The sequence below is a fragment of the Kitasatospora sp. NPDC051853 genome (assembly GCF_044452665.1).
GTDB lineage: Bacteria > Actinomycetota > Actinomycetes > Streptomycetales > Streptomycetaceae > Kitasatospora.
In genome coordinates, this window is record NZ_JBITBY010000003.1 from 673,928 (window position 1) to 698,416 (window position 24,489).

The following is a 24,489-nucleotide window of genomic DNA, read 5'->3' on the forward strand; positions in this document are numbered from 1 at the left end:
GAGCGTCGGCGGGGGCACATCGGCACAGGCTGTGTCAGATGGCGGTGGCACCCGACGGGGATGCCGACGGCACCGGATGGGGTGAGACCGCGGAAGGCATTGACGGCTCGTCAGGCCGGTGCTCCGCTGTCAGAGCGGACGGGGCCGGCCGGCACAGGGTCGGCCGCTCCCCACCGTGGCAGGGGGACAGTCATGCCCACCGCACCGGTCCCGCCGACCGAGCCCTCCTCCCCGCTCTCCGACCCGTCGTCCGGTACGCCTACCGCCTCCCCTTCCGATCTCCTCTCCCCGCCCGCCGGCGGACCTTCCGCCATGTCCTCCGACGCACCCGCCTTCTCGTCCTCGGGAGCGGCGGCAGCCGCCGAAGTGCGGCCCCTCCCGGGCGACTTCGCGGTGGTCCGGATGGGCGGCCACGGCGGCCGCGCGATCCGGATCGGCCAGTGGCTCAACGGGGACGGCTTCGCCGACTTCGAGCACGCCTTCGTCTACGTGGGGAACGAGGAGCTGGTCGAGGCGCAGCCGGGAGGGGCCGAACTCCGCCCCCTCTCGGTCTACACGGACGGACGGCCCATCCGCTGGTCCACCGGCCGCGTCCCGCTGACGGATGACCAACGCCGGTCGATCGTCGCCGCCGCCCTCGGGTACATCGGCACTCCGTACAGCGTCGCCGACTACTTCGCCCTGGCCGCGCACCGGTTCCACCTGCCGGTCGGCCTGCTGATCCGGGCCTACGTGGCGGACAGCCGGCACATGATCTGCTCCCAACTGGTCGACCAGTGCTACCAGGACGCGGGTGTCCAACTCTTCGCCGACGGCCGCTGGCCCGGCTACGTGACACCGGCGGACCTGGCCAACCTCCTGGCCGCGTAACGGGGGGAACCGGGCGCGGCCAGGAGCAGCTGCTCAGGCCGCGAGCGACCGGTCGGCCATGTCCTCGGTGGTCGGGTGCCCGGTGGTCGGGTGCTCGACGACCGCCCCGCGCCGGGCATCCGACGGGTCGTCAGTGCCGGGCTGCCGTTCGGAGACCGGGACGAAACGGCCGATCGCCGGATCGAGCACGTACGTCTGGGCGTCGGCGAAGTCGAAGTACATCCCGACCAGGCGGAGGCTGCCCTCGGCCACCCTCCGCTCCACCGAGGGGTGGGCGAGCAACTGGTCCAACTGCTGGACCACGTTGGTGATGCAGAGCTGCTCGGCCTCGTCGCTGACCGGCCGGTGGGCGAACTCGGCCGGGACCCGGCGCAGCCGGGCCAGCGATCCCCGGCCGTTCCGCAGCCAGCGGGCGAGCGGGGTGGGCGGGCCGGACTGCTCGTGCACGCCGTCCAGCAGGGCCTTCATCGCCCCGCAGCCCGAGTGCCCGCAGATGGTGATGGAGCGGACCTCCAGCACCTCGACGGCGTACTGGACGGCGGCGGCCACCGAGTCGTCGGCAGCGCCGGGCTCGTAGGGGGCGGGCACCAGGTTCCCGACGTTCCGCACGGTGAAGAGGTCACCCGGGCCGCTGCTGGTGATCATGCTGGTGACCAGCCGGGAGTCGGCGCAGGTGAGGAAGAGCTGGGAGGGGGTCTGGCCCTCCCGGGCCAGCCGGGCCAGCTCGGGACGGACCAGCGGGGCGGTGTGCTGCTGGAAACCGCGCACGCCCTCCAGCAGGCGCCCGTGTGGATCGTCCTCGGCCTGCTCGATGCAGTGGTGGCCGACCCACGGGGTCCAGGCACGGCAGCGGTGCGGGCCGGGGGAGCTGCCCGAGCGCACGGTGCCGTCGGGGTCGAGCACGTCGTCCTCGTGAGGCTCCGTCAGCATCGAGACCCGGCCGCCGCCGGCCTGGTGGCCGGTCCGCCAGGTGTGCATCTCCTCGTAGGCGGCGTGGTCGAGGAAGGAGCCGTCGTGGCGGACCGTCACGGCGGCACCGGGCGGGATCTCGGCCAGCGTCCGGCTGAGCCGGGGCACCACGGCGAAGGTCAGCGGGCCGTGGGTGCGGACGGTGTAGGAGCCGTCGGGCTCGGCCAGTACGTCCACGTGCGCCCTGGTCAGGCGGTGCAGGGCGAGCACGCCCGCCACGGCGCAGCCGACCAGCACGCCCAGCGGCACGCCGACCACCACCACGCCGAGCACGGTGACCAGGTAGACCGGGAACTCCCGGTGCCGGTGCACCCGCCGGATGTGCGCGAAGCTGACCATCTGGAGGCCGACCACCAGGACCAGCGCGGCCAGCGCCGCCAGCGGGATGTACCGGAAGCCCGTGGCCAGGGTCAGCGCGGCGATCAGGACCCAGACGCCGTGCAGCACGGAGGACCACCGGGTGGCCGCCCCGGCGCGGATGTTGGCGGTGGAGCGGACCGCGCCGCCGGCCACCGGGAGCCCGCCGAGCAGGCCGGAGACCACGTTGGCGATGCCCTGGCCGCGCAGCTCGCGGTCGAGGTCGACCGGGCCGGGAGCCATCCGGCCGACCGCGACGGCGGAGAGCAGGGACTCCACCCCGGCCACGACCGTCATGGTGAGGGCGGCGGCGAGCAGCGTCGGCCAGTGCTGCACCAGCAGGGAGAGGGAGGGGAGGGCCGCGACGCCGTGCTGCTCCCAGGTCGGGAGCTCGACCTTGGCGAGGGTCAGACCGAGGGCCGCGGAGAGGCCGGTGGCAGCGCCGACCGCGATCAGCGCGGCCGGGATCCTGGTGGCCTTGGAACCGATCTGCCCGGCCCGGCCGGGGAGGCGGCCCAGCCGGGGCCAACCGAAGAGCAGGGCGATGGCCAGGGCGCCGACGCCGAGGGCGGGGAGGTGGGCGGCGGAGAGCTGACCGGGGAGCGCGATCAGATTGGCCAGGGCGGCGCTCTGCGGGGATCCGCCCAGCACCACGTGGAGTTGGGCGATGGCGATGGTCAGCCCGACACCGGCGAGCATGCCGTGCACGATGGCGGGGGAGACGGCGAGCGCCGCGCGGGCCACCTTGAGGGAGCCGAGCAGCAACTGGAGCAGCCCGGCGGTGACCACGACCGCGCAGGTGAGCTGCCAGCCGAACTGGGTGATCAGCCCGGCCACGACCACGGTCAGTGCGGCGGACGGACCGGTCACTTGCAACGGGACGCCGCCGATGGCGCCGGCCACCAGACCGCCGACGGCCGCGGCCACCAGGCCGGCGGTCAGCGGGGCGCCGGTGGCGAGGGCGATGCCCAGGGAGAACGGAACGGCGATCAGGAAGACCACCACGGAGGCCGGGAGGTCCCGCAGGAGGGAGGCCCGCGGGGTCGGGGCCGACGCGGCCGCCAGGGGCGGGGCGTGGTCGGTGGTGTCGGAGGCGATGGGTGCGGAGGAGATGTCGAGGGTCATGGTTGCCCGTCTTTCCGGGGGAACGAACGCAGTCAGGTCCGGAGCTGTGCTCGGGGGATCGGATCGGCTGTCGTGGGTCGCGACGGTGTGGCGGGGATGGTGGTGTCCACCCTTGAACAATCAAGACTCGGTAAACCGAGAGTAATGAGAGCTTCGCACAGCGTAAAATCGAGTGGTAGATCAGAGTGTTGGATTCACTCGAATGGGGAGTAGTCGAACCACTCGGGAATATGGGAGGGTTTGCGCCCGCAGGGCCACTGGCTCCGCCCCGCGTTCCTTCTGGGCGCCAAAGCCGACGAGGGTGACCCCCGTATGGGGGTCACCCTCGTGTCCTGGCAGCCGTTCTGATGCGGCGTCAGACGCCTGCGGCGTCCAGCCGGCCGGCCCGTGCGGGTCCGAGCAGGAAGCCGCGGTCCACCTGGGTGGCCAGGTCGATGCCGGTCTTGGCGTTGCCCCAGCTCTCCGCGTTCCGCAGGTGGAAGTGGACGGCCTGCTCGGTGTACCGCTGCGGGTCGCGGGCGTCGAACGCCGCGTCGGCCTGCTCGCGGAGCAGTTCCAGCACGGCGCGGTTGGCGGGCTCCAGCTCGCGCAGTGCGGGCTCCGCGCCCTGTTCGAGCCGGCGCACCCAGTCCGACTGGCCGAAGCAGGCCAGCAGGTCGTCGCCGACCTCGCGGCGGAGGAAGGCCAGGTCGTCCTGGCCGTGCACCTTGTTGCCCACCACGCGGAGCGCCACCCCGAAGTCCCGCGCGTACTCCTTGTACTGGCGGTAGACGGAGACGCCCTTCCGGGTCGGCTCGGCGATCAGGAAGGTCAGGTCGAAGCGGGTGAACAGGCCGGAGGCGAAGGAGTCCGACCCGGCGGTCATGTCCGTCACCACGTACTCGTCCCGGCCGTCCTGCAGGTGGTTCAGCAGGAGCTCGACCGCGCCGACCTTGGAGTGGTAGCAGGCCACGCCGAGGTCCTCCTCGGTGAACGCGCCGGTGGCCATCAGGCGAACCGAACCCTCGTCCAGGGCCACCGGCCGCGCGCAGGCGGCGTAGACCGGGTTCTCCTCCACGATCCGCAGCAGGCGGGAGCCCCGGCCGGGCGGGGTGGTCTTGATCATTTCCTCGGCGGAGCGGATCAGTGGGTTCTCCCCGCGCAGGTACTCCTTGATCTCGGGCAGGTGTGCGCCGAGCGAGGGGAGTGCGGCGGACTGGTGATCCGTCAGGCCGAGTGCCGGGCCGAGGTGTTGGTTGATGTCGGCGTCGACGGCGATCACCGGGCGTCCCGCTGCGGCGAGGTGGCGGATGAACAGCGCGGACAGCGTGGTCTTGCCGCTGCCGCCCTTGCCCACGAAGGCGATCTTCATCTTGTGGCTCCGGCTCTGGGGCTGACTCTCGGACTGGAACGGACCGGCTGGCGCCGATTGGCTGGAACGGACCGGATCGGCCTGCCGCGCGACCGGCGATCGGGGGTCGGCCGTTCTTGGTAACCGTTATCGTCACCGATAGCCGTCATGCTAGCGAGGCCGTGGAGACCGGGGAGGGCAGGTCGTACGGATTGCCTCGAACGGGTGATGGCGGGGTTGCTGTGGAGTCCTGGGGGGTGGGTTCATTACCCTCGGGTAGGTGACCACTGGAACTGATCCCCTCGCCCCGCTGGCCGTCCTCCCCGGAGTCCCCGAGGTCGTCGCGGAGGTGCGCAAGGCCGCGGACCGGCTCTACGGGCACCGGGTGATGCGCCGCCGGGCCGCCGAGGTGACCTCGGAGTCGGCCCTGCGCGGGGCCCGGGCCTCGGCCGCGCTGGACGGCGCCGACTGGCCGTTGGAGGAGGTGCGCCGCCGCAGCGACTTCGGCGCCGACGAGCAGGCCCGGGTGGTGGGCGGCGCCCTGCGGGTCTCCGCCGAGGTCGGGCAGCTGCTCAGCATCTGGCGGCACTCCCCGCTCCAGGTGCTGGCCAGGCTGCACCTGCTCGCGGTCGGCGAGGGCACCCCCGCCGACCAGGCAGGCCGGCCGCGCCGGGACGGCGAGGTGGCCGAGGCACTCTTCCCGCTCGAGCTCAAGGCGGTCGAGGGGCCGGCGGTGGACGGTGAGCCGTTCACCGGCCAGCTGCCGCCCGCGCCCTCCGCCGCCGAGGCGGCCGCCAGGCTGGACCAGCTGGCGCAGCTGCTGGTTGCCCGCGCCGACCGCACCCCGGGGTCGGGCGCGCCCGCACTCGTGGTGGCCTCCGTGGTCCACGGTGAGCTGCTCGCCCTGCGGCCCTTCGCCTCGCACAACGGCGTCGTCGCGCGCGCCGCCCAGCGCATCGTGATGATCGCCGAAGGCCTGGACCCGAAGGCGATCTGCCCGGCCGAGGTCGGTCTGGCGGAGCTGGGCACGGCGGCCTACCAGGAGGCCCTGCTGGGCTACACGAGCGGCACCGCGGAGGGCATGGCGGCCTGGATCACGCACTGCGGACGGGCGGCGGGGCTGGGTGTCCGGGAGAGCACGGCGGTCTGCGAGGCCATGCAGCGCGGGATGGTCTGACCGGGGCGGTGCCGGCCGGTCGGGCCGGCCGTGGTCTGACGGGAGGTCAGCCGACCGGTCGGCGGACGTAGTTGCGGCGGCGCCTGATGCTTCCGGGCGCCGCCGCTGGTACAGGTACCGGGTGACCAAGCATGCACCGTTTAGTGCCCATCAGGTGGGGATCTCCTGCCCGTTCACCTGGTGCGGCGGCCCGACAGCGGGTCGGCTGCATGTGGGTGCTCAGTTATCTGTACGCGGTCCGTGGGGCCTTGATGTGCGTTGTCGGTTTGACCTTCCGGGGTCCTGACCGGGTCTCGCGGGCCGTAAGTCATTTCTACCGCGATTCCGGGCAAAGGGGAACCCGAAACGAGAGCTTTCTTACTCTTTGTCCTTTTCGGCTGACTTTCCGGATCGACTCAGGCCACCAGTCGCCCGCCGCCCGGGCGGCGGCGCTTGGACGCGTACCAGAGCAGCCCGGCGGTCACGGCCGCGGTGCCGAGGGCGACCGCGAGCAGGGCCGGCCGACTCGGGGCGCCGAACTCCGGGAGGCGGCGGCGGAGTTCGACCGGCCGCTCGAAGCGGAGCACCGGCCAGTCGCGGGCCACGGCCTCCTTGCGCAGGGCCCGGTCCGGGTTGACCGCGGAGGGGTGACCGACCGCCTCCAGGAGCGGCAGGTCGGTCGAAGAGTCGCTGTACGCGTAGGAGTTGGCCAGGTCGTAGCCCTCGCGGCCGGCCAGCTCGCGGATCGCCTCGGCCTTGGTCTCGGCGTAGGCGTAGTACTCGATCTCGCCGGTGTAGCGGCCGTCCTCGACCTGCAGCCTGGTCGCGATCACGTGGTCGGCGCCCAGGAGCTGGCCGATCGGCTCGACGACCTCGGAGCCGGAGCTGCTGACGATCACCACGTCGCGGCCCGCCTGGTGGTGCTGCTCGATCAGCGAGGCGGCCTCGTCGTAGATGATCGGGTCGATCATCCCGTGCAGGGTTTCGGCGACGATCTCGCGTACCTGCTGCACGTTCCAGCCCTTGGTGAGGGCTGAGAGGTACTCGCGCATCCGCTCCATCTGGTCGTGGTCGGCGCCGCCGGCCAGGAACAGGAACTGCGCGTACGCGCTCTTCAGGACGGCTCGACGGTTGATCAGGCCGCCCTGGTAGAACGGACGACTGAACGCCAGGGCGCTCGACTTGGCGATGATCGTCTTGTCCAGGTCGAAGAACGCGGCCGTGCGCGTCGTTCCGAACGGACGGGCAGGCACCGCCGGAGCGGCGGATTCCGGAGCGCGGGTGTCGGCGCCCGGTGCCGGAGCGGGGGCGGAGTTCTCGCCGTGGTCGGCGGTGTCGGCGTTCTCGGTGGTGTCCACGGGATCAGAGGATAGATGGCCGGGTGAAACACCCCGCCATATGGCGTACTCGTGAGCGCGCGGGTTTGTGTTTCTGGGCCTTCGGGTACACCATGGAAGTCACGGATCGTTCGCGACCGTGCTAACCCGGTCCGGCTCCTCCCCCCCGAGTCGGACCGTGGATAGACGACCCCCGCTCTCCCCCCCGGCGGGGGTCGTCGCACGTCCGGGGCCATTTTGCAGGCCTGTCGGGCCCTCGGGGGTGGTCGTGGGGGATCTCTTCCGGGCTTCGCGGCTCCTGTCGCCCGGGTCGTCGGCCGATACGACTTCGTCACTCTGCGTGTTGATCCCGCATCACGGTTACGCGGTCGCTAACCAGCCTCCATTGCCACTGTTCGAAAGCTTCCGGATCTTCTCCGTGACGTCGTCCTTGTCAATTCATTGCGCAATCACCCCCCGTGTGAGTGAACCCGGTTATCCACAGCCCCGAGTTGTCCACAGGCAATCGGGCAGGAACTGACGGACCGTTCGTTCACCCGCACCGTGGTGTCCGGTCGGGTACCGCCCGACCGGACCACGCCGGGGAGGCAGCCATGTCGACGCCCACCACCGAACGGCCGGCCCTGCCGGGGCCGCTGATCGTCACCGAGGACGAGGCCCTCACCGAGCACCTGCTGAGGCTCTGTGCCGCGGCCGGCACGGAGCCGCAGCTGCTCGCCGGCGCACCACCACCCCGGAGCCTCTGGGAGAAGGCTCCCCTGGTCCTGGTCGGCGACGACCTGGCCGAGCGCTGCACCGGGCTGACCAGGCGGGCCGGGGTGCTGCTGCTGGGGCTGGACCTCGACGACTCCGACGTCTGGGTCCGTGCGGTCCAACTCGGTGCCGAGCACGTCCTCTTCCTCCCCGACGCACAGGCCTGGCTGCTCGACCGGATCGCCGACGCGGCCGAGGGCGTCGGCACCCCGGCCCTCACCGTGGCGGTGCTCGGCGGCCGGGGCGGGGCCGGCGCCTCCACCCTGGCCTGCGCCCTGGCCGTCACGGCCGCCCGCTCTGGGCACCGCACCATGCTGATCGACGCCGACCCGCTGGGCGGCGGGCTGGACGTGCTGCTCGGGGGAGAGGAGGCCAGCGGACTGCGCTGGCCCGACTTGGCCGGCTCCCGCGGCCGGGTCAGCGGCACCGAGCTCGCGAAGGCACTGCCGGCCCTGCACCGGCTGACGGCCCTGTCCTGGGACCGCGGGGACACCCTGGCCGTTCCCCCGGAGGCCATGCGCAGCGTGCTGGCGGCCGCCAGGCGGCGGGGCGGCCTGGTGGTGCTCGACCTGCCGCGTCACCTCGACCCGGCTGCCGGGCAGGCCCTGGAGCAGTCCGACACGGGGCTGCTGGTGGTGCCCGCCGAGCTGCGCGCGATGGCGGCGGCCGACCGGGTCGCCGCCGCCGCCCGGATGAGGCTCGACGATCTGCGCGCCGTGGTCCGGGTGCCCGGCCCGGCCGGGCTGACGGGGGCGGAGGTGGCCCGAGGGCTCCGGATGCGGTTGGCGGGAGAGCTGCCGCCCGAGCCAGGGCTGACGGTCGACGTCGAGCGCGGCTCCCCGCCCGGCATACGCGAACGGGGCCCGCTGGCCCGGTTCTGCGCACGTTTCCTGGCCGAGGCCATGCCGCCCGTCCGGGCAGTCGAAGGAGGAGCACAGTGACGGATCGTCAGAGTGAGTCGCAGTGGCCCGGTGAGGCTTCCACGGGGCGGGGTCGGCCGCCCGGGGGAGAGGGGCGGGGCTTCGGGAACGGGCCGCTGCGGCGGCCGTTGATCGGCCGACAGCGCACGGGCCCGGGAGACGGGCCCTCCGGCGGCGGCCCGGTCGGCCCGTCGGCTCCGCGGCGACCGACGGACGACCGGGCGGCGGCCCTGATCGACGCGGTCAGGATCCGCCTGGCCGAGGCCGGGGCCGCGCCCACCGCCGGATCGGTGGCGGCCGCGCTGCGGGCCGCGCGTCCGCCGCTGGGCGGGGACGACGTCCTGGACGCGGTCAGGGTGCTCCGCTCGGAACTCGTCGGGGCCGGGCCGCTGGACGGCCTGCTCCGCGAGCCGGAGGTGACGGACGTACTGGTCAACGGACCTGACGAGGTGTGGGTCGACCGGGGAGCGGGGCTCTGCCGGGCCCCGGAGGTCCGCTTCACCGACGCCGAGGCGGTGCGGCGGCTGGCCCACCGCCTCGCCACGGCGGCCGGTCGGCGGCTCGACGACGCCCGGCCCTGGGTCGACGCCCGCCTGCCGGACGGCACCCGGCTGCACGCCGTGCTGCCGCCGATCGCGGCCGGCTGCACCCACATCTCGCTCCGGATCTGCCGCACCCGCCCGTTCACCCTGGACGAGCTGGTGGCCGGCGGCGCGCTGGCCCCGGTCGGCGCCGGGCTGCTCGCCGCCGTGCTGCGGGCCCGGCTCTCCCTGCTGATCTCCGGCGGGACGGGCACGGGGAAGACCACCCTCCTGGCGGCCTTGCTCGGCCTCGTCGGGCCCGACGAGCGGATCGTGCTCGCCGAGGACTCGGCGGAGCTCCGTCCCGACCACCCGCACGTCGTGCGGCTCCAGAGCCGCCCGCCGAACCAGGAGGGTCTCGGTGAACTGACCCTCAAGGACCTGGTGCGCCAGGCCCTGCGGATGCGGCCCGACCGGGTGGTGGTCGGCGAGGTCCGGGGCGAGGAGGTGGTCGACCTGCTCTCCGCGCTCAACACCGGCCACGAGGGCGGCTGCGGGACGGTGCACGCCAACACGGCGGCGGATGTCCCGGCCCGCCTGGAGGCGCTCGGCTCACAGGCCGGGCTGGACCGGCTGTCGCTCCACAGCCAACTCCGGGCGGCGCTGGACGTGGTGATCCACCTGGTCCGGGACCAGCGGACCGGTCGGCGGCGGGTGGCCGAGCTGCACATGTTGGTCGGCGACGAGCGAGGGCTCGCGGTGACGGTCCCGGCCGTGACGTTCACGGCCCGGGGCGACACCCTTCCCGGGCCGGGCTGGGAGCGGCTGAGGAGCCGCTGCGCGGAGCGGGGTGTCGAGCTGCCGGACCTGGCGGTGGCGCCGGTGTCCGTGCCTGCGGAGGCCGGGGAGGTGGCCGTTGCCGGGGCGGCGGAGCCGGGGCCGAGGCCGGTGCCGACGTTGGAGTCGGAGTCGGAGTCGGCGGAGGTGGCGCGATGAGCCTCCGGCAGATGGAGCTGATCTGGGGGCTGGCGCTCTGCGCGATCGCGGTGGCGGGCTGGTGCCTGCTGCAGAGCGGAGCCCGGGCGGTCCTGGAGGGAAACGGGGCCGTCCGCGCTCGGAGGAGGCGGACATGACGCCCGGTCACATCCTGGTGGCCGCCGGAGCGGGTGGCGTCGCGGTCGGCCTCTGGCTGGGGCTGCGACGGCGGGCCAAGGTGGCCGTCCGGGCTCACTCGCTGCTCGGTGCGGCGGTGTCGAGCCGTGATCTGCGAGGGCGGATGATGGCGCTCGCCATCGCCCGTCCGCCCTGGTTGGTGGTCGAACTCCTTTTGCTACCGGTCGGGTTGGTGGCCGGCCAGCTCACCGACTCGCCCGTACCGGTCCTGCTGGCGGCGGCGGGAGTGGTGCCCCTGCGTCGGTGGCGGGCCCGGCGGCGCAGGGCGGCCGAGGCGCGGCGGCGGGCCTCGGCGGTGATCGAGCTCTGCGAGGGGCTGGCCGCGGAGCTCCGCAGCGGTGCGACGGCGGGTCAGGCGCTGATCATCGTGATGGGCCGTCCCTCGGGGCTGAGAGCGGGGCTCGGTGCCGAGCCCGCAGCGCGACTGACGGCCGGGAGGTACGGGGCGGACGTCCCGGCGGCGCTGCGCCTGATCGCCGAACTGCCCGGAGGCCGGGGCGCGGCGGCGCTGGCCGCCTGCTGGCAGGTCACGGCGGAGAGCGGCACCGGCCTCGCCCCGGGCCTCGACCAACTCGCCGACGCACTGCGGGCGGAGCGGGCGCTGGTGGAGGAGATCACGGGAGAGTTGGCCGGGCCGCGGACCACCATTGCCGTGCTGGCCGCGCTGCCCGTGGTCGGCCTGATGCTCGGTGCCGCACTCGGGGCGGACCCGGTGCACATCCTGCTGCACACCCCGGCGGGCCTGGCCTGCCTGGTGGCCGGTGCACTGCTGGAGGCGGCCGGGCTGGCGTGGACGGCGAGGATCGTCCGGGCTGCCGAGGACGCGCCGGGGAGGCGGGAGCGCAACAGGCGGCGCGGTGGTACCGGAGACGAGACCGGGGAGCCGTGGGAAGAGCGGGGCCGTTGCGGCATCTCCCGCGTCAGGGCCGACGGTCGGGCACGGGACCAATGGGTCGGACGGAGTGCCCTGCCCGTGCAGGCCGAGGCGGCCTGGTGAGGCGGGAGCTGGTGGTGCCGCTGGTGTTCGGAGGGCTGGCGGTGGCCACGGTCGGGGCGGGCGCCGTGCAGGCTCTCCGGGGGTGGGCGATCCGACGGCGGATCAGGAAGTGGCAGCACTCGACCGGCACACGGCGCGCCCGGAGGCTGGACGGCGGCCGTCTCGGCAGAGCTCTGGCCGCACGCGGTGTCAGCAGGACGGTGCTGCTGGAGCGAGTGCTGCCGGTGGTGGCGGGGCTGGCCGCGGTGGTGCTGGTGGGCGGGCCGGCCGGGTTCGTGGCCGGGCTGCTGACGGGGCTGGCGGCGCGCAGATGGCTGCCCCGGGTCCGCTCCCCGTCCGCCCGGCGGGCGGCCGTCGAGCAGGACCGGCTCACCCGGCAACTCCCGCTGACCGCCGAACTGTTGGCGGCCTGCCTCGGCGCCAGTAGTTCCCCGGCCACCGCAGCGGCGGCCGTCTCCGAGAGCGTGGACGAGCCGATGAGCGGGCGACTGGCCTCCGTGGCCTCCGAGTTGACGCTCGGAGCTCCGCCGGAACTGTGCTGGGAACGACTCGGGGCCGACTGCCCCCCGCTCGCTCCGCTGGCCCGCTGCCTGGTCCGCACGAGCATCAGCGGCGCACCGCCCACTGCCCCGCTGACCGGCCTGGCACACGCGCACCGGGCCACCGCCTCCCGCGCCGCCCACGCCCGGGTGCGGCGAGCCGGGGTGCTGGCCACGGCACCCCTCGGCGTCTGCTTCCTCCCTGCCTTCGTACTGGTGGGGGTGGTGCCCGTGGTGATGGGCCTGACCTCGCTGTTCGCCGCGCGGGCCTGAGCCTGGGCAGTGCCCCGCCCTTGTCTCTTCAGCTCTCTTCAGCGCCTTCGCAGTTCCTTCCCACCATCCCTGTCGACAGAGGAGTTCTGCCATGACGGTACGTGCTGCCCGGAACACCCACCCCTACCGCGAGGTCCGCGCCCGCCGCCCCATCGGCGACAGCCGTCGGATCCGGGTGCTGATGCGCCGCCGGAGGAGGTGGCTGACGGTCCGCATCCGCCACCTGCGGACCGCTCGGCGTGACGCCGGAATGACCACGGCGGAGTACGCCGTGGGGACGGTGGCGGCCTGCGGGTTCGCCGCCCTGCTGTACAAGGTGGTGACCAGCGGCGCGGTCTCCGGTGCCATCAGCGAGCTGCTCAACCGTGCGCTCCATGCTGTCTGACGCACCGTCTGCCCTGGGCGGGCAGGCCTTGCCCGCCCAGGGCGTGCACGGAGCCGAGGCACGGCGGTCGGGCAGGCCAGGGGAGCCGGGCGGGGGCCGACGGACGGATCGCGGATTCGTGACGGCCGAGACGGCGGTCGCCCTGCCCGCCCTGGTCTTCCTGGTGGCGTTGCTGATCTGGGGCGTGGTCGCGGCTGCCGCTCAGATCAAGTGCGTGGACGCCGCTCGGATCGGCGCCAGAGCGGCGGCTCGGGGCGACGGCGGTGCTGCGGGGCTGGCCCGGGCCGCCGCGCCGCCGGGAGCGAGCATCTCGGTCTCGGTCGGCGGTGACACCGTCCGGGTCACCGTCGAAGCGCCGAGTCCGGCGCCCGGACGGCTCGGCGGGATGCTGTCGGTCCGGCTGCACGCGGAGGCGGCCGCAGCCCGCGAGGACGTGATCGGTGCGGAGGGCGGTGGTGGTCCGTGGCCGGCCTGACGGGAGCCGGGCGGCACGTGCCGCCGGACGGTGGTGAGCACCCGGCGGTCAACGGCTGGCGGGGCGCGGGAGGTTCAGGCGGATCACGTAGGGCGGCCGACCGGGGTTCGGCGACGATCTGGCTGGTGTCGCTGGCGATGATCGGCTGCGTCGTCTTCGCCGCCACTCTGGCGGTGGGCACGGTGGTGGCCGCCAGACACCGGGCGGAGTCCGCCGCCGACCTGGCGGCGTTGGCCGCCGCCGGGCACCTCATGGTGGACGAGGACGGCGGCTGTGGCCGGGCCGCCCGGATCGCGGGTGAGCACCGGGCCCGCCTGGTGAGTTGTGAGGTGCGCGAGAGCATCGACGCGGTGGACGTGGTGGTGGAGGTCCGGATCTCGGGTGTCCCGTTCCCCGTCGGCCCCGCGCGTGCACGGTCGAGAGCGGGGCCGGTGTGGGCCTGGGGCAACGACGCGGTCGGCAGCACCGCCGTCGCACCCCTCCCGGCTACCCCAGCTCCTGGCCCCGGCCCTGCCCCCGCGCGTGCTGTCGCCCCTGTGCGCGCCCGCACCTCTGCCCCTGCCTGCGCCCCTGCCCCGCCCCGGCTCCTGTCCGCGCCTGCACCCCAAGCTCTGCAGCTCTCGCCCCCGGCCGCGCCGTGAGCAGCCAAGCGGCCCACCCCGGCGAGCTGAGGAGCAGTCAGCTCCCGTTCCCGGCCTGCCGCCCTGGGGCGCCGGCCAACAGCACGTCCAGCAGCCGCACCGCCGCCGCCTTGTCCAGCGGGTCGTTCCCGTTGCCGCACTTCGGGGACTGCACGCACGACGGGCACCCCCGCTCGCACTCGCAGGCCGCGATCGCCTCGCGGGTCGCGGTGAGCCACTGCTCGGCGCCGCGGAAGCCCCGTTCGGCGAAGCCGGCCCCGCCCGAGTGGCCGTCGTACACGAAGACCGTCGGCAGGCCGGTGTCCGGGTGCAGCGGTACCGAGACTCCGCCGATGTCCCACCGGTCGCAGGTCGCGAAGAGCGGGAGCAGGCCGATCGAGGCGTGTTCCGCCGCGTGGGCAGCGCCCGAGAGCTGGTCGAAGGGGATGACGGCGTCGAGCAGTTGGTCCTCGGTGACGGACCACCAGACGGCGCGGGTGCGCAGTGTCCGGGGCGGCAGGTCGAGCTTGCTCTCACCCAAGATCTCGCCGGTGGAGATGCGCTTGCGCAGGTATCCGACCACCTGGTTGACGACCTCCACCGAGCCGAAGCAGAGCCGGGCCTCGCCCCATTCGACGGTGGTGTCGGTGGAGAGCACGGAGATGGAGGTGATGTCCCTGGCGGAGGTGGTGTAGGGAGGGTCGGCCGGTTCGACCAGGGCGACCGAGGTCTCCAGGTCGAGGTCCTGCACCAGGTAGGTGCGGCCCTGGTGGAGGTGGACCGCTCCGGTGTGCACGGTGGTGTGGGCGGCGGCCGCGTCCACGGTGCCGAGCAGCCGCCCGGTCGATCCCTCCACGATCTGTACGGGGTGGCCGCCGTTGCCCCTCAGGTCCACGGCGTCGGCGGCCCGTTCCCGGCGGGTCCAGTACCAGGAGCCGTCCGTCCGCCGGCGGAGCAGGCCGCGCTTCTCCAGCACCGGCAGCAGCGGTTCGGTGGACGGGCCGAACAGCGTCAGGTCCTCGGCGCCGAGCGGGAGTTCGGCGGCGGCGGCGCACAGGTGCGGGGCGAGCACATGCGGATTGTCCGGGTCGAGCACGGTGGCCTCGACCGGGGTGTCGAACAGGGCCTCCGGGTGGTGCACCAGGTAGGTGTCCAGCGGGTCGTCCCGGGCGATCAGCACCGCGAGCGCCCCCTGGGCCTCCCGCCCCGCCCGCCCGGCCTGCTGCCAGAGCGAGGCCCGGGTGCCGGGGTAGCCGGCCATCAGGACGGCGTCCAAGCCGGAGACGTCCACGCCGAGTTCGAGCGCGGAGGTGGAGGCCAGGCCGAGCAGGCGGCCGGAGTGCAGGGCCTGTTCGAGCCCCCGGCGCTCCTCGGCCAGGTAGCCGCCGCGGTAGGCGGCGACCCGGGAGGCCAGCGGGTTGCCCAACTGCTCCTGGGCTTGGAGGGCGACCAGTTCGGCGGCCCGCCTGGAGCGGACGAAGACCACGGTGCGGGTGCCCTGCTCGACCAGTTCGGTCAGCAGGTACCCGGCCTCGGCGGTGGCGGTGCGGCGCACCGGTGCGCCCTGCTCACCGACGTTCTCGGTGAGCGGCGGCTCCCAGAGGGCGAAGACCAGCGGCCCGCGCGGCGAGGCGTCCTCGGTCACGGCCACCGCCGGCAGGCCGGTCAGCCGCTGTGCGGTGACGGCCGGATCGGCGGTGGTGGCGGAGGCGAGCAGGAAGGTGGGCGAGGAGCCGTAGCGGGCGCAGAGCCGTCGCAGCCGTCGCAGCACCTGGGCGACGTGCGAGCCGAAGACGCCCCGGTAGGTGTGGCACTCGTCGATGACCACGTACTGGAGGGTCTTGAGGAAGGAGGCCCAGCGCGGGTGCGCGGGCAGTATCCCGCGGTGCAGCATGTCGGGGTTGGTCAGGACGTAGGAGGCGTACTGGCGCACCCATTCGCGTTCCTCGAACGGGGTGTCCCCGTCGTAGAGGGCGGCCCGCACCCGGCCGGGGGCGAGCTCGGTGGCGCGGCGGCGCTGGTCGGCGGCGAGGGCCTTGGTCGGTGCGAGGTAGAGCGCGGTGGCGCCGCGCCCGTTGCGCGCCTCGGTGCCGCTGAGCAGGTCACTGAGGACCGGTGCCAGGTAGCCGAGCGACTTGCCGGAGGCGGTCCCTGTGGCCAGCACCACAGTTTGGCCTGATTTCGCCAATTCCATCGCCTCGGCCTGGTGGGCCCACGGCTCCGTGATGCCGAGCTCCCGGGCGGCTGCCACGATCTCGGGCCGGATGCCTTCCGGCCACGGTGCGTACCGGGCGGGCCGGGCTGCCATGTGCTCCGTATGGGTGAGGCGGTCGGCCCTGCCACGGCTGGTGGACAGGGTGGTCAGCAGGGCCTCTGGCTGGTGGTGACGGGGCGGCATGAGCATCCAGTGTGTCACTGCCGTGGCGGAGAATCGCGCCAAGCCATCGTGCGGGCATGGTCACAGGTGGTTGAATGAAGCCGTGACGGCCGCATGGCCGAGGGTTGCATCGCCGCGCTCGCACGAGATCAGCGGCCGTGCCGTGCCCGGCCTTGCGACCAAGCGGTGGCGGCCACCCGGCCGAGGATCGCAATGACGTAGCAAGGCAAGGTGCTGGAGGTTCCGTGGACCTGTCCCTGTCGACCCGCACTGTCGGCGACCGTACGGTCGTCGAGGTTGGCGGCGAGATCGATGTGTACACCGCCCCCAAGCTGCGCGAGCAGCTGGTCGAGCTCGTCAACGAGGGCAACTACCACCTGGTCGTCGACATGGAGGGCGTGGACTTCCTGGACTCGACCGGTCTCGGTGTCCTGGTCGGCGGTCTCAAGCGCGTCCGCGCGCACGAGGGTTCGCTCCGTCTGGTGTGCAACCAGGAGCGCATCCTGAAGATCTTCCGGATCACCGGTCTGACCAAGGTCTTCCCGATTCACACGTCGGTGGACGACGCGGTCGCGGCGAACGACTGACGGGTGCTCAGGCACCCTCGCCTGGTGGACTGACCAGGCATCAGGGCCGTTCCGGCACGGGCCGGGCGGTGCTGATGAGCCGTCAGCAGGGTGGTTCGGAGCCTCGGTTCCGCTCAGCTCCGTTCGGCGGCGCTCCATAGAAGCTCACTCGCACACCGGCGGGGCCACTGCGGCCCCGCCGGTGGCGGATGGTGGGCGACTGCCCCGGCGCGGCGCCGTCCGGCCCGCGCGAGCCCGGGGTGCGATCCCGGGCACGATCCCGGAGGGGAAGACAATGGCAACGGTCGAACTTCGGTTCAGTGCACTTCCCGAGCACGTGCGGACGGCCCGTCTGGTGGCCGCGGCGGTGGCGAGGCGCGCCGGAGTCGATGAGTCGGTGCTCGACGAGGTCCGGCTCGCGGTCGGCGAGGCCTGTTCGCGGGCGGTCGGGCTGCACCAGCGCGGCGGTGTCGACGGCGCGGTCCGGGTTGCGCTCACCGATCAGGAGAAGCGTTTCCTCATCGAGGTCGAGGACGAGGCCGGCCCCGCCGGTCTGCCGCCGGTCGGCAGTGACGCCGAGGAGGCCGGGGAGGACGCCGAGGACGCGCTCGGGCTGGCGGTGATCACCGGCCTGGTCGAGGACGTCGAGGTGACCTCGGGTGCCAGTGGCGGGCTGATCCGGATGAGCTGGCCGCTGCTGCCGGAGCTCGACGAGTTCTGAGGATCCCGAAGGGTCTCGAAGGTCCCGAGGGTCTTGAGGGGGTCAGGGGAGACCGGGGACCCCGGATGGCATTGACAAATTGTTGAAGATGGCTGTTCCCTGCTCTCGGCGCGATCGGATCCGTTTCGAGAGAAGGACACCTTCCCCATGCGTATCCGTATCCTCTGGCCGGCCGGGCACACCACGGCCACGTTGAGGCGCACCCCCACGTCCGAGGCGCTCTGGGCGGCGCTGCCGATCACCTCCTCCGCCAACACCTGGGGTGAGGAGGTCTACTTCGGCACGCCCGTCGCCGCCCCGATCGAGGAGGACGCCGCCCAGGTGGTCGAGCCGGGCACCGTCGCGTTCTGGACCGAGGGCGACAGTCTGGCCCTTCCCTACGGCCCGACACCCGTCTCGCGCGCCGGCGAGTGCAGGCTCGCCAGCCCCTGCAACCTGCTGGGCGCGTTGGACGGCGATCCCGCCGTGCTGCGCACCGTCCGGCCCGGGGACGTGATCCGGGTGCAGCGGGCCTGAGCCCGAGCGGTGCCGTGTAGGTTCGCAGGGTGAAGTTCGAGAAGCGGCTGTGGGCCGCACCCGTGCTGGGCCTGACGCTGGCGGTGGGCGCCGTCGGCTGCGGCGGCGAGGACAACTCCGCCGCCGCGCTCGACTCCTGGGCGAAGACCGTCTGCGACGCCGCCCACGACCCGATCGTGCAGTCCTCGGCCGCGCTCGAGGACAGCGGCAAGGTCGTCCCGGGCGAGGCTCCGGCGGACCTGCAGAAGCGGCTCGCCGCCGACCTCGGGACGCTGGCGCAGACCAACCAGCAGCTGGCCGACGCGATCGGCAAGGCGGGTGTGCCGAAGATCGGCGAGGGCGCCAAGGTCCACCAGGGGGCGACCGAGGAGCTCAAGCAGGCGGCCCAGGGCTACCTGGACGTCCAGCAGAAGCTGACCGCGCTGCCCAACGGGGACCAGGCGAAGTTCGCCGACGGTCTGCGCAGCGTCGGCGACCAGATCCAGCGGCTGGCCCAGCAGTCCACGGCCGCGCTCAACACGCTCCAGAGCGGCGAGCTCGGCGTGGCGATCTCCAAGCAGACCGGCTGCAAGCCGTCCCAGGCCCCGACGGCCGGTCAGACGCCCGGCCAGGGCGGCGCCCAGACGCCGGGTCAGACCCCGGGGCAGACGCCCGCCCAGACGCCCGCCGGGACCCCGGCGCTGGGCGGCACGCCGACGGACGGCCAGGGTGCCGGTGCGGGCCAGTCGCCGGCCGCCGGCCAGTCGCCCGCGGCGACCCCGTCCGCCACGCCGAGCGGCTGACCCACCGGGGACCGGGAGGCCGCCCCGTCGGCAGGCGGGAGAATGGGGCGGTGACCAGTAGCAGCCCTGTGCTTGACCATGCCCGCCTCGCGAAGCTGCGCGAGGCGCTGCTCGCCGCCTCGTACACCGCCGACGGGTGCCTCGACCTGCTCGGGCCGACCGCGTACGCCGCGCTCGCCCGGAGCGAGGCGGTGCCCGCGCTGCGGGCGACCGGGGGCGGCAGCCCGCTGGAGACCCTGGTGCGGCTGTTCCTGCTGCAGCAGCCGGTGCCGTACGCCGCCGCGGCGGCCGCGCTGCCGGTGGAGGACTGCCTGACGGACCGTTGGCTGGTGCGGGACGGCGAGCAGGTGCGGGCCACCGTGGACGTGCGCCCGTACGCCAACGAGGTGGCCGGGCTGCCCAGTGCCGACGCCTGGGTGGTCTCGGACCTGGGCTGTGCGGTCGGCGGCGCGGGTGGGATCGGGTCCGGAGAGACCTCGCACGGGGTGGCCCGCAAGGACCTGGTGCTCGGCGTCGGCGGGGCCTCCACCACGCTGGCCAACCTGGCCGTGCGCCGTCCGGTGCGCCGGGCGCTCGACCTGGGCTCCGGTTCGGGCGTGCAGGCGCTGCACACCGCCCGGCACGCGCAGCACGTCACCGCGACCGACCTGAACCACCGCGCGCTGCACTTCACCGCGCTGACCCTGGCGCTCTCCGGTTTCGAGAACGTGGAGACCGCCGAGGGCAGCCTGTTCGAGCCGGTCGGGGACGGGAAGTTCGACCTGATCGTCTCCAACCCGCCGTTCGTGATCTCGCCCGGCAGCCGCTTCGTCTACCGGGACGGCGGGATGGCGGGCGACGAGCTCTGCCGGTCGATCGTCCGGGGCGCGGCCGCGCACCTGGAGCCCGGTGGCTACTGCCACCTGCTGGCGAACTGGCAGCACGTCAAGGGCGAGGACTGGCACGACCGGGTGGCCGGTTGGGTGGCCGGGACCGGCCTGGACGCCTGGGTGGTGCAGCGCGACGTCCAGGACGTGGCCCACTACGCCGAGCTCTGGCTGCGCGACGGCGGCGACCACCGGGGCCCGGGCTCGGACTACCAGGCCCGGTACGGCGAGTGGCTGGACGCCTTCGAGGCGGGCGGGGTCGAGGGCATCGGCTTCGGCTGGATCACCCTGCGGGCGGGCGGCGCGGAGCAGCCGACGGTCCGGATCGAGGAGTGGCCGCACCCGGTCGAGCAGCCGCTCGGCCCGCACATCGAGGGCTGGTTCGGCCGGCAGGACTTCCTCCGCGGCCACGACGACGCCGCGCTGCTGGCGGCCCGCTACCGGCTGGCCGACGAGGTGGTGCAGGAGCAGGTCGGCGCCCCCGGCGCGGAGGACCCGGAGCACGTGATCCTCCGTCACAACCGGGGCATGCGCCGGGCGACCAAGGTGGACACCGTCGGCGCGGGCTTCGTCGGGGTGTGCGACGGCACGCTGGCGGCGGGCGAGATCGTGGACGCCATCGCCCAGCTGCTCGGCGAGGACCGGGTGGTGCTGCGGGACCGGGTGCCGGAGTCGCTGCGACTGCTGACCGAGCAGGGGTTCATCGAGCCGGTGGGGTGACGCGACGGCCGGTGCCGGAGGGTTGTCCACAGGCGGTGGACAGTCCTCCGGCACCGGCGGTGTTCGAACGCGGGGGTGGCGGGGCCGGGCCCGCCGGGTGGTCACCAGGGGTTCTGTGGCGATCCGTCATCTCCGGTTCACCCCTGGGTCGCCCCTGCTTCGGCGGGCGTACGGCGCCCCGCCGTCCGTGGCTGCCAGCCTCCCGTCCACAGGCTGTGGACGAGGCGGGGCGGACGGAGGGGCGGGGAGATGGAGACGCCGACGGCGTTGGTGGCAGGGGTGGTACTCACGTTCTTCGGTAGCGCGCTGCTGCTCTGGTGCGCTGTCGAACTGCGACTTCGCCACCGACTGCGCCGTCACGGCGTGCCCGCCACCGCCCGGGTGGTCGCGGACCGCGACGCCTTCGGCGAGCACCGCGTCGACACCTACGGCGAGTTGGACAGCGCCCCGCTGCTCTCCGTCCCGACCGGCCCGGACCACTCCGTGCTGACCCGGCCGCGCGGGCACACCCCACTGCGGCGCCCGGCCTGGCTGACCCCCGGCACGGCGGTGCAGGTGCGGTACGACGCCCGGCGGCCGAACCGCGTGGTGCTGGCGGCCGGCTCGGCGGGTTCGGCCGTCCCCGGGGACGCGCTCTGGCTGCTGCTCGGCACCAGCGCGCTGGCCGCCGGCCTCAGCCTGCTCGGCGAGGTCCTCGCCCGCTGAGGGTCCGTGAGGCGCCGCGCCTTTTGGTGCGGATGCGATCCAGCCGCTTCCCGCAAGGGGTCGGACGTCGGCCGGAGTGCGGGGCGGGCCCGTTCCGGCTCCTCCGCGCGTGCGCGCTGAGCGGTCTCCGACGTCCGGAATCCGACTCCCCGGAGGCCCGGTACCCCCCTCCGCGCGGCGGGAACGCTCGTCATCGGGTTACCGTTCGAGTGGCGTAGGTCGGCCTTGCCGGTGAAAAAGTGCGATCCGTTCGTTTGACAAGGGTGGCCAGGGTACGGTCACACTCCGCTGGTGGGGCCGTCGCGGAGCGGCAGCTCCACACGGCGGGGAGGACGGGGTTTTCGCGCTCTTCCCGGCCGCCACGCGCCGCCCAGCAGACGTAACGACCGGGAGAGAAGAGCGAAGGTGTCCCCGAGCAGCGAGACCGCGCACGGCAAGCGACTCGTCATCGTCGAGTCGCCGGCCAAGGCCAAGACGATCAAGGGCTACCTGGGCCCCGGCTACGTCGTCGAGGCCAGCGTCGGGCACATCCGCGACCTCCCCGGCACGGCCGCCGAGGTGCCGGACAAGTACACCGGCGAGGTGCGCCGCCTCGGCGTCGACGTGGACCACGACTTCGCTCCGATCTACGTGGTGAACGCGGACAAGAAGTCGCAGGTCACCAAGCTGAAGTCGCTGCTCGCGGAGTCCGACGAGCTCTTCCTCGCCACCGATGAGGACCGCGAGGGCGAGGCCATCGCGTGGCACCTCCAGCAGGTCCTGAAGCCCAAGGTGCCGGTGCACCGGATGGTCTTCCACGAGATCACCAAGGACGCCATCCAGGAGGCCGTCCGCAACCCGCGCGAGCTGAACCAGCGCCTGGTGGACGCCCAGGAGACCCGCCGCATCCTCGACCGCCTCTACGGCTACGAGGTCTCGCCGGTGCTCTGGAAGAAGGTCATGCCGAAGCTCTCGGCGGGCCGCGTGCAGTCCGTCGCCACCCGCCTGGTGGTCGAGCGCGAGCGCGAGCGGATGGCCTTCCGCACCGCTTCCTACTGGGACCTGACCGGCACCTTCGGCACCGGCCGCACCGCCGTGGACGCCGCCAACCCGGAGTCCTTCGGCGCCCGGCTCTCCCAGGTGGACGGCAAGCGGATCGCCAGCGGCCGCGACTTCGGCCCGGACGGGCAGCTGAAGACCGGCAACACGCTGCACCTGGACGAGACGGCCGCCCGCGCGCTGGCCGCCGCCCTGGAGCAGACCGCGTTCTCGGTCCGCAGCGTCGAGTCCAAGCCGTACCGCCGCTCGCCGTACGCGCCGTTCCGCACCACCACGCTCCAGCAGGAGGCCAGCCGCAAGCTGGGCTTCGGCGCCAAGCGCACCATGCAGGTGGCCCAGAAGCTGTACGAGAACGGCTTCATCACCTACATGCGCACCGACTCGACCACGCTCTCGGACACCGCGATCGCGGCCGCCCGGGCCCAGGTCACCCAGCTCTACGGTGCCGACTACCTGCCGGACGCGCCGCGCACCTACGCCTCCAAGGTCAAGAACGCCCAGGAGGCGCACGAGGCGATCCGCCCCTCCGGCGACCGCTTCCGCACCCCGGCCGAGACCGGGCTGAGCAGCGACGAGTTCCGGCTCTACGAGCTGATCTGGATGCGCACCGTCGCCTCCCAGATGAAGGACGCCGTCGGCCAGTCGGTGACGGTCAAGGTCGGCGGCCGGGCCGCCACCGGGCAGGACGTGGAGTTCTCCGCCTCCGGCAAGATCATCACCTTCCACGGCTTCCTCAAGGCCTACGTCGAGGGCGCCGACGACCCGAACGCCGAGCTGGACGACCGCGAGCGCCGGCTGCCCCAGGTCGCCGAGGGCGACCCGCTGGCCGCCGAGCAGCTCAACCCCGAGGGCCACTCGACCAAGCCGCCGGCCCGCTACACCGAGGCCTCGCTGGTCAAGGAGCTCGAGGACCGGGAGATCGGCCGTCCGTCGACCTACGCGTCGATCATCGACACGATCATCAACCGGAAGTACGTCTTCAAGAAGGGCACCGCGCTGGTCCCCTCCTTCCTGTCGTTCGCCGTGGTGAACCTGCTGGAGAAGCACTTCGGCCGGCTGGTCGACTACGACTTCACCGCCAAGATGGAGGACGACCTCGACCGGATCGCGGCCGGTGAGGCCGAGTCCGTGCCGTGGCTCAAGCGCTTCTACTTCGGCGAGGGCGAGGGCGCGGCCGTCGCCGGCGGCGCCGCCGACGCGGGCAACGGCGACGGCGACCACCTCGGCGGGCTCAAGGAGCTGGTCACCGACCTGGGCGCGATCGACGCCCGGGAGATCAGCTCGTTCCCGCTGAACGAGGAGATCACCCTGCGGGTCGGCCGCTACGGCCCGTACGTGGAGAAGGCCTCGCCGGTCGAGGGCGAGGCCGGCCAGCGGGCCGACATCCCGGACGAGCTGCCGCCGGACGAGCTGACCGTCGAGCTGGCCGAGGAGCTGCTGGCCAAGCCCAGCGGCGACTTCGAGCTGGGCAAGGACCCGGAGTCCGGCAACATGCTGGTCGCCAAGGACGGCCGCTACGGCCCGTACGTCACCGAGATCCTGCCCGAGGGCACCCCGAAGACCGGCAAGAACGCGGTCAAGCCGCGCACCGCCTCGCTGCTCAAGACGATGTCGCTGGACACCGTCACGCTGGCCGACGCGCTGATGCTGCTCTCGCTGCCCCGGGTGGTCGGCACCGACGCCGAGGGCGTGGAGATCACCGCGCAGAACGGCCGGTACGGCCCGTACCTCAAGAAGGGGACCGACTCGCGCTCGCTGACCAGCGAGGAGCAGATGTTCACGGTCACCCTGGAGGAGGCGCTGGCGATCTACGCCCAGCCGAAGCAGCGCGGCCGGGCCGCCGCCGCGCCGCCGCTCAAGGAGCTGGGCACCGACCCGGTCAGCGAGCGACCGGTGGTGGTCAAGGACGGCCGTTTCGGACCGTACGTGACCGATGGCGAGACCAACGCGACGCTCCGCAAGGACGACTCGGTGGAGGGCATCACGCCGGAGCGCGGCTACGAGCTGCTGGCCGAGAAGCGGGCCCGCGGGCCGGTGAAGAAGGCGGCCAAGAAGGCCCCGGCGAAGAAGGCGGCGGCCAAGAAGACCGTCGCCAAGAAGACCACCACCGCGAAGAAGACCACCACCGCGAAGAAGACGGCCGCCAAGAAGACCACGGCGGCCAAGACCACGGCGGCGAAGACCACTGCCAAGAAGGTCGCGGCGAAGAAGGCGGCGGCTCCCGAGCAGGACTGAGCCGACCGCTCGGCGACGAGGGCCCGTACTCCGGTGCGGGCCCTCGTCGCGTCCGGGAAGGGTGCGGGCCGGGTGCCGGGCGGGCTCGGGGCGGCGGGTGCGGGGAGTGTCACAACCCTGTGATGACGCGGTTCCGGAGGGACTCGCCCCTCTTATCCGCTGG

General features: G+C 73.4%; 21 protein-coding genes. 17 read left to right on the forward strand and 4 right to left on the reverse strand.

The genetic code is table 11. The annotated features are described in order from the left end of the window. Window positions 1–192 precede the first annotated feature (192 nt). Window positions 193–870 carry a hypothetical protein gene (locus ACIA8O_RS12110; protein ID WP_396293553.1) on the forward strand — a complete coding sequence of 226 codons (678 nt, stop codon included), beginning with the start codon at window positions 193–195 and terminating at the stop codon, window positions 868–870. Window positions 871–903: 33 nt separating this feature from the next. Here ACIA8O_RS12110 and ACIA8O_RS12115 read toward each other — a convergent pair whose 3' ends face one another. Together ACIA8O_RS12115 and ACIA8O_RS12120 are read right to left on the reverse strand one after the other, a co-directional pair. Then, window positions 904–3,321 (reverse strand): SulP family inorganic anion transporter, encoded by a 2,418-nt coding sequence (locus tag ACIA8O_RS12115; RefSeq protein ID WP_396293554.1) that lies wholly within the window; start codon window positions 3,319–3,321, stop codon window positions 904–906. Window positions 3,322–3,676: 355 nt separating this feature from the next. Continuing rightward, the gene (locus ACIA8O_RS12120) at window positions 3,677–4,672 is read right to left on the reverse strand and encodes an ATP-binding protein (RefSeq protein ID WP_396293555.1); all 996 of its coding nucleotides are present in this window, start codon (window positions 4,670–4,672) and stop codon (window positions 3,677–3,679) included. Window positions 4,673–4,931: 259 nt separating this feature from the next. Here ACIA8O_RS12120 and ACIA8O_RS12125 point away from each other — a divergent pair, with 259 nt between their 5' ends. After that, window positions 4,932–5,828, forward strand: coding sequence for an oxidoreductase (locus ACIA8O_RS12125; RefSeq protein WP_396293556.1), 897 nt, complete (start codon window positions 4,932–4,934; stop codon window positions 5,826–5,828). A 395-nt stretch (window positions 5,829–6,223) separates the two neighbouring features. Here ACIA8O_RS12125 and ACIA8O_RS12130 read toward each other — a convergent pair whose 3' ends face one another. Next, complete coding sequence (locus tag ACIA8O_RS12130) at window positions 6,224–7,060, reverse strand: HAD family hydrolase (protein ID WP_396293610.1); 837 nt, start codon at window positions 7,058–7,060, stop codon at window positions 6,224–6,226. A 677-nt stretch (window positions 7,061–7,737) separates the two neighbouring features. Between ACIA8O_RS12130 and ssd the strand changes: the two genes are divergently transcribed. The 8 genes from ssd (at window position 7,738) to ACIA8O_RS12170 (ending at window position 13,821) form a co-directional block, all read left to right on the forward strand. Beyond that, window positions 7,738–8,838, forward strand: coding sequence for a septum site-determining protein Ssd (ssd, locus tag ACIA8O_RS12135; RefSeq protein WP_396293557.1), 1,101 nt, complete (start codon window positions 7,738–7,740; stop codon window positions 8,836–8,838). Between the two features lie 107 nt (window positions 8,839–8,945). Next, a complete protein-coding gene (locus tag ACIA8O_RS12140) occupies window positions 8,946–10,334 on the forward strand; it encodes a TadA family conjugal transfer-associated ATPase (RefSeq protein WP_396293559.1) in 1,389 nt (462 codons plus the stop codon). After that, a complete protein-coding gene (locus ACIA8O_RS12145; protein WP_396293560.1) occupies window positions 10,331–10,471 on the forward strand; it encodes a hypothetical protein in 141 nt (46 codons plus the stop codon). The genes ACIA8O_RS12140 and ACIA8O_RS12145 overlap by 4 nt, the downstream gene beginning before the upstream one ends. Further along, window positions 10,468–11,508, forward strand: coding sequence for a type II secretion system F family protein (locus ACIA8O_RS12150; RefSeq protein WP_396293561.1), 1,041 nt, complete (start codon window positions 10,468–10,470; stop codon window positions 11,506–11,508). Before ACIA8O_RS12145 ends, ACIA8O_RS12150 begins: the two co-directional genes overlap by 4 nt. Then, window positions 11,505–12,320, forward strand: a complete 816-nt coding sequence (locus ACIA8O_RS12155) for a type II secretion system F family protein (protein WP_396293562.1) — start codon at window positions 11,505–11,507, stop codon at window positions 12,318–12,320. The genes ACIA8O_RS12150 and ACIA8O_RS12155 overlap by 4 nt, the downstream gene beginning before the upstream one ends. Window positions 12,321–12,411: 91 nt before the next feature. Then, the gene (locus ACIA8O_RS12160; RefSeq protein WP_396293563.1) at window positions 12,412–12,705 is read left to right on the forward strand and encodes a DUF4244 domain-containing protein; all 294 of its coding nucleotides are present in this window, start codon (window positions 12,412–12,414) and stop codon (window positions 12,703–12,705) included. A 118-nt stretch (window positions 12,706–12,823) separates the two neighbouring features. Then, window positions 12,824–13,180 carry a TadE family type IV pilus minor pilin gene (locus tag ACIA8O_RS12165; protein WP_396293564.1) on the forward strand — a complete coding sequence of 119 codons (357 nt, stop codon included), beginning with the start codon at window positions 12,824–12,826 and terminating at the stop codon, window positions 13,178–13,180. A gap of 17 nt (window positions 13,181–13,197) precedes the next feature. After that, complete coding sequence (locus ACIA8O_RS12170) at window positions 13,198–13,821, forward strand: Rv3654c family TadE-like protein (protein ID WP_396293611.1); 624 nt, start codon at window positions 13,198–13,200, stop codon at window positions 13,819–13,821. Window positions 13,822–13,858: 37 nt separating this feature from the next. Here ACIA8O_RS12170 and ACIA8O_RS12175 read toward each other — a convergent pair whose 3' ends face one another. Continuing rightward, window positions 13,859–16,198 (reverse strand): DEAD/DEAH box helicase, encoded by a 2,340-nt coding sequence (locus ACIA8O_RS12175; protein ID WP_396293565.1) that lies wholly within the window; start codon window positions 16,196–16,198, stop codon window positions 13,859–13,861. 224 nt (window positions 16,199–16,422) lie between these two features. Here ACIA8O_RS12175 and bldG point away from each other — a divergent pair, with 224 nt between their 5' ends. The 7 genes from bldG (at window position 16,423) to topA (ending at window position 24,326) form a co-directional block, all read left to right on the forward strand. Then, on the forward strand, window positions 16,423–16,764 hold the full coding sequence (bldG, locus tag ACIA8O_RS12180) for an anti-sigma factor antagonist BldG (RefSeq protein ID WP_345289613.1): 342 nt from the start codon (window positions 16,423–16,425) through the stop codon (window positions 16,762–16,764). Between the two features lie 274 nt (window positions 16,765–17,038). Then, window positions 17,039–17,464 carry an ATP-binding protein gene (locus ACIA8O_RS12185; protein WP_396293566.1) on the forward strand — a complete coding sequence of 142 codons (426 nt, stop codon included), beginning with the start codon at window positions 17,039–17,041 and terminating at the stop codon, window positions 17,462–17,464. Between the two features lie 147 nt (window positions 17,465–17,611). Next, window positions 17,612–17,980 carry a cyclophilin-like fold protein gene (locus ACIA8O_RS12190; RefSeq protein ID WP_396293567.1) on the forward strand — a complete coding sequence of 123 codons (369 nt, stop codon included), beginning with the start codon at window positions 17,612–17,614 and terminating at the stop codon, window positions 17,978–17,980. A 29-nt stretch (window positions 17,981–18,009) separates the two neighbouring features. After that, window positions 18,010–18,762, forward strand: coding sequence for a hypothetical protein (locus ACIA8O_RS12195; RefSeq protein ID WP_396293568.1), 753 nt, complete (start codon window positions 18,010–18,012; stop codon window positions 18,760–18,762). Window positions 18,763–18,812: 50 nt separating this feature from the next. Continuing rightward, window positions 18,813–20,348: a methyltransferase gene (locus ACIA8O_RS12200; protein WP_396293569.1), complete on the forward strand. Its 1,536-nt coding sequence runs from the start codon at window positions 18,813–18,815 to the stop codon at window positions 20,346–20,348. A gap of 249 nt (window positions 20,349–20,597) precedes the next feature. Then, window positions 20,598–21,053 carry a DUF3592 domain-containing protein gene (locus tag ACIA8O_RS12205; protein ID WP_396293570.1) on the forward strand — a complete coding sequence of 152 codons (456 nt, stop codon included), beginning with the start codon at window positions 20,598–20,600 and terminating at the stop codon, window positions 21,051–21,053. A 405-nt stretch (window positions 21,054–21,458) separates the two neighbouring features. Next, a complete protein-coding gene (topA, locus tag ACIA8O_RS12210) occupies window positions 21,459–24,326 on the forward strand; it encodes a type I DNA topoisomerase (protein ID WP_396293571.1) in 2,868 nt (955 codons plus the stop codon). Window positions 24,327–24,489: the final 163 nt, after the last annotated feature.

What these genes read in the sequence shown, in the direction of transcription:
- ACIA8O_RS12110 (WP_396293553.1), top strand. Translation starts at nt 193, where the DNA reads ATGCCCACCGCACCGGTCCCGCCGACCGAGCCCTCCTCCCCGCTCTCC.
- ACIA8O_RS12115 (WP_396293554.1), bottom strand. Translation starts at nt 3,321, where the DNA reads ATGACCCTCGACATCTCCTCCGCACCCATCGCCTCCGACACCACCGAC.
- ACIA8O_RS12120 (WP_396293555.1), bottom strand. Translation starts at nt 4,672, where the DNA reads ATGAAGATCGCCTTCGTGGGCAAGGGCGGCAGCGGCAAGACCACGCTG.
- ssd (WP_396293557.1), top strand. Translation starts at nt 7,738, where the DNA reads ATGTCGACGCCCACCACCGAACGGCCGGCCCTGCCGGGGCCGCTGATC.
- ACIA8O_RS12145 (WP_396293560.1), top strand. Translation starts at nt 10,331, where the DNA reads ATGAGCCTCCGGCAGATGGAGCTGATCTGGGGGCTGGCGCTCTGCGCG.
- ACIA8O_RS12150 (WP_396293561.1), top strand. Translation starts at nt 10,468, where the DNA reads ATGACGCCCGGTCACATCCTGGTGGCCGCCGGAGCGGGTGGCGTCGCG.
- ACIA8O_RS12160 (WP_396293563.1), top strand. Translation starts at nt 12,412, where the DNA reads ATGACGGTACGTGCTGCCCGGAACACCCACCCCTACCGCGAGGTCCGC.
- ACIA8O_RS12175 (WP_396293565.1), bottom strand. Translation starts at nt 16,198, where the DNA reads ATGCCGCCCCGTCACCACCAGCCAGAGGCCCTGCTGACCACCCTGTCC.
- ACIA8O_RS12185 (WP_396293566.1), top strand. Translation starts at nt 17,039, where the DNA reads ATGGCAACGGTCGAACTTCGGTTCAGTGCACTTCCCGAGCACGTGCGG.
- ACIA8O_RS12190 (WP_396293567.1), top strand. Translation starts at nt 17,612, where the DNA reads ATGCGTATCCGTATCCTCTGGCCGGCCGGGCACACCACGGCCACGTTG.
- ACIA8O_RS12205 (WP_396293570.1), top strand. Translation starts at nt 20,598, where the DNA reads ATGGAGACGCCGACGGCGTTGGTGGCAGGGGTGGTACTCACGTTCTTC.